This window comes from Bacillus sp. 007/AIA-02/001 (genome assembly GCF_004634455.1).
In the GTDB taxonomy this organism is placed as follows: domain Bacteria; phylum Bacillota; class Bacilli; order Bacillales; family Bacillaceae_G; genus Bacillus_A; species Bacillus_A cereus.
The window spans coordinates 195,305-201,420 of sequence record NZ_SEIY01000007.1 but is presented as its reverse complement, the minus strand read 5'-3'; the positions used below and the strand labels follow the sequence as shown (position 1 = coordinate 201,420).

Here is a 6,116-nt window from a genome sequence, read left to right as displayed (position 1 = left end):
TTAGGCTGGGAGGCAACACGCGGATTAGAAGAAATGTGTGCTGACTCTTGGAAATGGCAATCAAATAATAAAAATGGCTATTTAGAAGTTTAATGATGAATATAAAAAATGACCTTTGCATAAAAGCAAGAGGTCATTTTTTATATTCATTTTCTACTAAGTTTATTAGCGAACCTAGAAAAGAACGTTCGCTGTTTTAAATGATATGATTTTACAATATCTTATGCTAGAAGGTAGTAGAATGAGATAGAGTAATGTATTATTTTATTAATTTTTTATGGGAATTGAAAGCGTATTATTGAAATGTATTCCAACACTTGTATCATTGCTAGAGTACGTTTATAATCAAGGAATCCTAGTTCATGTTTTGATAGGATTATTTATTATTGAAAGCGTTTTAAGTTCACTCCTTTTTTTGAGGTAGGAGGTCTGACTTATTTAGGTGAAAAATTATGTATGTAGTTTTAAATGGGAAGAAAAATAATATAAGTATCATTTTATAGTGTGGGGAGGTTAAAAGTGTGAAAGGTAAAGATTTTCACACGAATATATATGGGTTATGTAGGATTATTACTTTCAGGAGCAGCTTTATTTTTAAATAGTCTTGTTATATTAGGGAAAGCAGAGATGAAAAGTGCGGGTGTTTTTAATTTATTTGTGGGTGCACTACAAATTATTATTCCGTTTTATTTGATTATGATTTCTGACCAAAGCAATTGGACAGTGTATTCATATGCGGCTACTTTCTTATTTGGATTAACTTATTTATATGTAGGTGTTACTTTTATAAAAGGAATGGATAGTAGTGGTCTAGGATGGTTTTGTATTTGGGTAGCAATTATAGCCTTATTCTATATGGTTGTTTCATTTGTTCAATTCCATGATGTTGTTAATGCGTTAACGTGGTTTATGTGGGCATTACTTTGGTATTTATTCTTTGTATTAAATACACAAAAGAAGAACATTAATCAATATCTTGGAAGGATTGCCTTCGTACAATCATGGGTAACATTGACTTTACCTTCACTCTTTTATTTTATGGGAGTGTGGGGAGAGGGATTCGTATATGAATTATGGGTTTATGTATCTGTAATTTCTATTTTATACTTCTGTTATTGTATTTATAAATATCGAGTACGTTAATATATTATCTGTATAAAGGCATGGAATCGTTAAACGAATTCCATGCTTTTTATATGTTAGCACTTATAATAGAGAGGTAGTATTTTACAATTTGCTAAAGTGGGGATGATGAAGTTGAAAAAAGTATTGGTGCTAGGGGGAACAAGATTTTTTGGTAAACATTTAGTAGAAGCACTTTTGCAAGAGGGGCACGATGTAACGATTGCGACGAGAGGAATTACGGAAGATTCTTTTGGCAGTAGAGTAAAAAGACTTATTGTAGATAGGGAAGATGAAAAACAACTAGCAGAGCGTCTAGGAGATAAAAGTTATGATATTGTATACGATAATTTATGCTATAGCTCGAATGCAGCGAAGGTAATATGTGAAGTGTTACGAGGGAAAACGAAGAAATATGTTATGACATCTTCAATGGCCGTCTATGAACCTGCCCTAAGCTTATCAGAAGAAGACTTTAATCCGTACGAGTATGCAATCGCGTATGAAGATAGGAATGACTTCAATTATGGTGAAGGAAAGAGATTAGCTGAAGCCGTTGTATTTCAACATGCAACATTCCCAGTCGTTGCAGTGCGTTTTCCAGTTGTTATTGGAGAAAATGATTATACGAAAAGGTTACAATTTTACGTTGAATGTATTGTGAACCAAAAACCTATCGTTGTGGATCATGTAGATGGAACTTTGTCATTTATACATGAAAAAGAGGCAGGAGAGTTTCTAGCTTGGTGCGGAATGGCAAATGTGAGAGGACCAATTAACGCCTGTAGTAACGGAGTAGTTTCTATGGAAGAAATTATTCATTTCATAGAAGAGAAGACAGGAATAAAAGCACTCATTCAGAAAGCTGGGGGAAATATAGCTCCTTATAATGAGGTAACTAACTGTACGTTACATAATGGAAAGGCTCGTGAATTCGGATTTTTGTTCCGAGAGCTGAAACTAGAAATAAAAAATATTTTAAAACATTATATAAATACAATGAAGTAATCATAAATCCCCCGGTGGCAATCCGGGGGATTCTGGAGGATTTCGACAATACTGATTTTACATTACCAAATTTACCTTATACGTACGACTAATGTTTTTGTGATTGAATTGCTTGTAAATACTTCTCGTTTACTTGGTCCCAGTTTACTGTATGCCACCAGTTGGTAACAAACTCTGGGCGCCTATTTTGATACTTTAAATAATAAGCATGTTCCCATACATCAATTACGAGTAAGGGGATTTTCCCTTCTTGCAAAGGCGTATCTTGATTTGGTGTACTCATAACAGAGAGTTCCTCACCGTCAAGAACAAGCCATCCATAGCCACTTCCAAAACGACTAATAGCTGCTTTGGAAAGTTGATCTTTTAAGTTGTCAAAGGTATTGAAATAATAATCAATTACTTTTGCAACGTCTCCATTAGGCTCACCGCCACCTCGTGGGCTCATCACTTCCCAAAAAAGACTATGACAATAGTGACCACCACCGTTATTTCGTACAGCTGTAACAATTTCCTTCGGTAAAGCATCTAAATTACATAGCAATTCTTCTAAAGATTTATTATGTAATTCAGTATAATTTTCTAAAGTAGCATTTAAATTGTTTACGTATGTCGCATGGTGCTTTCCATGATGAATGGCAAGTGTATTGCTATCAATATGTGGCTCTAGTTCATCATAGTCATATGAAAGCTTTGGCAATTGAAATGAAGACATAACATTCCCTCCTTTCGACTTAAAAAAGTTGGTCTAGGTAAAAATACTTTACCTGAGTCAAAAATACACCCATTTTCCATATAAGTCAATAGTAATTCCATTAATTTTCTGAAAAATATTACAATAAAAGTAACACTCTCACTTTCATTTGTGACTCCTATCCTTTTTGCTTATACTGTAAAGTAGCAGGGTTTTGTTGAAATAGAAGGAGATTGTTTATGAGTAAAACGAAACAATTAATAGAGGAAGCAAGTAATTTTATTACGATTTGTTATAAGGAGCTTCATAAAGAACAATTGATAGAAGAACGTATAAAAGAAATTCAAATTGAGATAGAGAAGACAGGGACATATGAGCATACATTTGAAGAACTTGTTCATGGTTCACGAATGGCATGGCGTAACAGTAATAGATGTATTGGAAGACTATTTTGGAGTAAGATGCACATATTAGATGCGCGCGAAGTAAATGATGAAGAGGGTGTATATAATGCATTAATTCATCATATTAAATATGCAACGAACGACGGAAAAGTTAAACCAACCATTACGATTTTTAAGCAATATCACGGTGAAGAAAATAATATAAGAATTTATAATCACCAATTGATTCGATATGCAGGATATAAAACAGAAACGGGAGTGATTGGTGATTCTCATTCCGCTACATTTACGGACTTTTGTCAGGAGATTGGTTGGCAAGGAGAAGGTACGAATTACGATGTATTGCCACTTGTGTTTTCTATAGATGGAAAAGCGCCTATATATAAAGAAATTCCGAGAGAAGAAGTAAAAGAAGTGCCAATTGAACACCCGGAATACCCTATTTCATCACTTGGAGTAAAATGGTATGGTGTTCCAATGATTTCAGATATGCGTTTAGAAATTGGCGGTATTTCTTATACAGCCGCTCCGTTCAATGGATGGTATATGGGAACAGAAATTGGGGCACGCAACTTAGCAGATCATGATCGTTATAATTTACTTCCGGCTGTTGCGGAGATGATGGATTTAGATACATCGAGAAACGGTACCTTATGGAAAGATAAGGCGCTAATTGAGTTGAATATTGCCGTACTACACTCCTTTAAAAAACAAGGAGTTAGTATTGTTGATCACCATACTGCTGCACAACAATTTCAGCAATTTGAGAAGCAAGAAGCTGCTTGTGGTCGTGTTGTAACAGGTAATTGGGTATGGCTTATTCCACCATTATCTCCAGCTACCACCCACATTTATCATAAACCGTATCCGAATGAAATTTTGAAGCCAAATTTCTTTCATAAATAATATTTAGTGTAGGTTTTTTCTGTGAAATATAATTTTTTAAAATTACTGTTATGTAGCAAATGGAAGCCTTTACTCTCGGTTATTTTTGGAAGAGGCTTTTTGAACCAAGGAGTTCCTTATGTTATAATCAAATTTCTGTTTCGAAGACCTTATAGAAATATAAGGTCTTTTGTTTTGCTTTTTTATGTAAGAGGAAGAGATTCTTTCTTTTTAATAAGGGATTTGGCATATTTTTAGGGACAACATAAGTATGTGGGAAGTCGATAAAATGTTATGCATATATAATTATTGTGTTTTGGTTTTAAACAATAAAACATAATAAAGTTGTTTTTTTAGATTGCTGAGGAAGGAGGAAGTGTAAATGAGGATGAAGAGTCGAAAAACTGATTGGCCTGTATTTATTATTAGTGGTGGTTCACTTTTATTATTTGTAATTGCAGTTTTTTTGAACAAGGATTATGTAGAGAGTGCGATTAATAAAAGTTTCGCTTTTTCAATTAAATATTTCGGTGCCTTCTGGCAAGTTTTATTATTAGGTACATTTATTGTTGCGATGTGTATGGCGTTCTCCAAATATGGGAGAGTTAAGCTTGGAGGATTAGAAAAACCTGAGATTAGTACGGCAAAATGGCTTGCTATTATTATGTCTACATTACTTGCCGGAGGTGGCGTTTTTTGGGCAGCAGCAGAGCCAATGTATCATTTGATGACGGTGCCACCAATACATGATGGTATATCTGCTGGAACGAAAGAAGCAGTCATGCCTGCTTTAGCACAAAGTTATATGCATTGGGGATTTTTAGCATGGACGATTTTAGGTACAATTAGTGCGGTAGTTATGATGTATGGACATTATCATAAAGATATGCCGCTAAAACCTCGAACGCTTTTATATCCTATTTTTGGGGAAAAATTAAGAAAGAGCCTGCTTGGAACGATAATTGATGCAGCTGCAATTATTGCAGTAGCTGCAGGTACAATTGGCCCAATTGGATTTTTAGGTTTACAAGCAAGTTATGGATTACAAGAATTATTTGGAATTTCTGATGTGTTTACTACTCAATTAGCAATTATTGTTTGTGTGGTGGCCGTGTCTACCATATCGGCAGTAACAGGTATTGATAAAGGGATTCAAATTATAAGTAATTTAAATGTTAGATTAGCAATTGTATTAATGGCATTCATATTACTATTTGGGCCAGGTGGATTTATTATTGATTCGTTTGTTTCTTCGTTTGGATTTTATGTAAATGAATTTATACCGATGAGCACATACCGTGGTGATGCAAGTTGGTTAGGATCTTGGACAATCTTTTTCTGGGGATGGTTTATTGGATACGGACCAATGATGGCAATTTTAGTGAGTCGAATTTCAAGAGGGAGAACGATTCGAGAAATCATCGTTGCAATTGGAATTATCGCACCTATTATTACAACGTTTTGGTTTACTATATTAGGTGGATCAGGCGTGTTTTATGAGTTGATGAATCCTGGGTCTATCTCGGACGCATTAAGTGAATCTGGTATGCCGGCAGCTATGATTGCAATTACAGGACAATTGCCACTTTCTAATATTATTGGACCAGCATTTCTTTTATTAACAATTTTATTTGTAGTGACAACAGGGGATTCAATGGCGTATTCCATTTCAATGGCAGTGACTGGAGACGGAGATCCTAGAATTAGTTTGCGAATTTTTTGGTCGCTTATTATGGGCGCAGTTGCAGTAATTCTTTTATATATGGGTGAAGGAAGTATTAATGCGCTACAATCGTTTATCGTGGTGACGGCAGTTCCGGTATCAATTTTGTTATTCCCAATGCTATGGTTAGCGCCTAAAGTTGCGGGAGAATTAGCATTAAAACAAGGTATTGTAAAAGAAGAAGATAAAACTGCATTCTTATTTCAGAAGGCTAGTAAATCAAAATAAATAAAAACGTAAAAGAGGAAGCATCTTAAATGAGATGCTTCCTCTTTTACGT

At 34.7% G+C, this 6,116-nt stretch carries 6 protein-coding genes; 5 read left to right on the top strand and 1 reads right to left on the bottom strand.

Annotation, left to right across the window (positions count from 1 at the left end):
- The 3 genes from ES895_RS16610 to ES895_RS16595 form a co-directional block, all read left to right on the top strand.
- Positions 1–93: UDP-glucose 4-epimerase (locus ES895_RS16610; protein WP_098276865.1), on the top strand; the 93-nt coding region annotated here is incomplete at its 5' end.
- Between the two features lie 459 nt (positions 94–552).
- Positions 553–1,143: an AmiS/UreI family transporter gene (locus ES895_RS16600; RefSeq protein ID WP_000542569.1), complete on the top strand. Its 591-nt coding sequence runs from the start codon at positions 553–555 to the stop codon at positions 1,141–1,143.
- A 105-nt stretch (positions 1,144–1,248) separates the two neighbouring features.
- Positions 1,249–2,130 carry an NAD-dependent epimerase/dehydratase family protein gene (locus tag ES895_RS16595; protein WP_097813924.1) on the top strand — a complete coding sequence of 294 codons (882 nt, stop codon included), beginning with the start codon at positions 1,249–1,251 and terminating at the stop codon, positions 2,128–2,130.
- A gap of 88 nt (positions 2,131–2,218) precedes the next feature.
- On the opposite strand, the gene sodA is transcribed toward ES895_RS16595, so the two are convergent.
- A complete protein-coding gene (gene sodA / locus ES895_RS16590; RefSeq protein WP_000094035.1) occupies positions 2,219–2,845 on the bottom strand; it encodes a superoxide dismutase [Mn] in 627 nt (208 codons plus the stop codon).
- Positions 2,846–3,063: 218 nt separating this feature from the next.
- On the opposite strand from sodA, the gene ES895_RS16580 reads away from it, so the two are divergent.
- Together ES895_RS16580 and ES895_RS16575 are read left to right on the top strand one after the other, a co-directional pair.
- Entirely contained in the window at positions 3,064–4,134 is a 1,071-nt protein-coding gene (locus ES895_RS16580) for a nitric oxide synthase oxygenase (protein ID WP_135238492.1), read from the top strand.
- Between the two features lie 361 nt (positions 4,135–4,495).
- Complete coding sequence (locus ES895_RS16575; protein WP_135238491.1) at positions 4,496–6,064, top strand: BCCT family transporter; 1,569 nt, start codon at positions 4,496–4,498, stop codon at positions 6,062–6,064.
- Positions 6,065–6,116 lie beyond the last annotated feature (52 nt).

Excerpts from the sequence above, each read along its gene's own strand:
- ES895_RS16600 (WP_000542569.1), top strand. The coding sequence starts at position 553 with ATGGGTTATGTAGGATTATTACTTTCAGGAGCAGCTTTATTTTTAAAT.
- ES895_RS16595 (WP_097813924.1), top strand. The coding sequence starts at position 1,249 with ATGATGAAGTTGAAAAAAGTATTGGTGCTAGGGGGAACAAGATTTTTT.
- sodA (WP_000094035.1), bottom strand. The coding sequence starts at position 2,845 with ATGTCTTCATTTCAATTGCCAAAGCTTTCATATGACTATGATGAACTA.
- ES895_RS16580 (WP_135238492.1), top strand. The coding sequence starts at position 3,064 with ATGAGTAAAACGAAACAATTAATAGAGGAAGCAAGTAATTTTATTACG.
- ES895_RS16575 (WP_135238491.1), top strand. The coding sequence starts at position 4,496 with ATGAGGATGAAGAGTCGAAAAACTGATTGGCCTGTATTTATTATTAGT.